This window comes from Oleiphilus sp. HI0132 (assembly GCF_001635845.1).
The window spans coordinates 1-1,142 of the sequence record NZ_LWGJ01000492.1 but is presented as its reverse complement, the minus strand read 5'-3'; the positions used below and the strand labels follow the sequence as shown (position 1 = coordinate 1,142).

Annotated in this window: 1 protein-coding gene and 1 pseudogene; one reads left to right on the top strand and one right to left on the bottom strand. The window is 43.8% G+C overall.

Translation table 11 applies throughout. From position 1 onward, the window contains the following. Nucleotides 1–13: 13 nt before the first annotated feature. Nucleotides 14–451, top strand: a pseudogene (locus A3766_RS05975) (acyl-CoA dehydrogenase family protein); the annotation flags it as partial. Nucleotides 452–510: 59 nt separating this feature from the next. On the opposite strand, the gene A3766_RS05970 reads toward A3766_RS05975, so the two are convergent. Then, the gene (locus A3766_RS05970) at nucleotides 511–891 is read right to left on the bottom strand and encodes a MerR family DNA-binding transcriptional regulator (protein ID WP_068511073.1); all 381 of its coding nucleotides are present in this window, start codon (nucleotides 889–891) and stop codon (nucleotides 511–513) included. Between the last annotated feature and the right edge of the window lie 251 nt (nucleotides 892–1,142).

Genomic DNA, 1,142 nt, shown 5'->3' with positions numbered 1-1,142 from the left:
TGTGAGGCCAACCATGCAATTACTAAATTTTGATTTGTGTGAAACCAATGACATGCTCAGAGACCAGGTCTCTAACTTCGTCGCAAGTGAGATTACGCCCATCGCTGCAAAGACCGATAGTGATAACGAGTTCCCTAACGAGCTTTGGCCTAAACTTGGTGAAATGGGTCTATTGGGCATGACCGTACCGGAAGAGTTTGGCGGCACAAACATGGGCTACCTTGCTCATGTACTGGCAATGGAAGAGATCAGCCGCGGCAGCGCATCGATTGGCCTTAGTTATGGCGCTCATTCAAATTTATGTGTTAACCAAATCAACCGTAACGGTAGCCAAGAACAAAAAGAAAAGTATTTACCGAAGCTTATTTCGGGTGAGCACATTGGTGCACTCGCAATGAGTGAGCCGAACGCTGGTAGTGACGTTGTGAGCATGNNATTGGTNNCACACAAATCAAAATTTAGTAATTGCATGGTTTGCCTCACATTTCTATTTATTCGGTAAGAGATTGTTTATGTCTTTTGTTTATTTATCGCGTCTATGCACCGAGACTCGGCTTCATCAAGTTCGAGCTGCATAACACGAATATCTTCAACCTGTTGCTTTAAGACTTGTCTGCGCTCATTAATTTTATCGAGCAGGCGTCGTAATTGAACTTGGTTTGCACCACTTGGGTCGTACAACTGAATGAGTTCTTTTGACTCGGCAAGCGATAAACCAAGGCGTTTGCCTCGAATAATCAGTTTTAGTGTGACTCTGTCGGCATCTGAATAAATTCGCGTTTGTCCCTTTCGGGTAGGGTGCAGAAGTCCCTCTGCTTCATAAAAGCGTATGGTTCTGGTGGTGACATCGAACTCGCGAGACAGTTCGCTAATGCTGAATTGTTGGCTCATTCTATCAACCCTTTTTGGCCAATTTACTTTAGCTATCATGATATACTTACGTTGACGTTAACGTCAACATTGTGTGGTCTAGTGACAAAATTGTGTTGTGGTGGGTTAAAGGGTGGGTGATGCTTATTTCAGTAACTTATAATGTCTGTTCAATAGCTCTACCCAGCTTTCCAGCTTATCTGCATTGCCAATGCGTTTACCTTCCTGACCTCTAATCTTCGAAAGCCATAAGCCTTCACCGTTGAAGCTGT

Coding starts and splice junctions, on each gene's coding strand:
- A3766_RS05970 (WP_068511073.1), bottom strand. CDS start 891: ATGAGCCAACAATTCAGCATTAGCGAACTGTCTCGCGAGTTCGATGTC.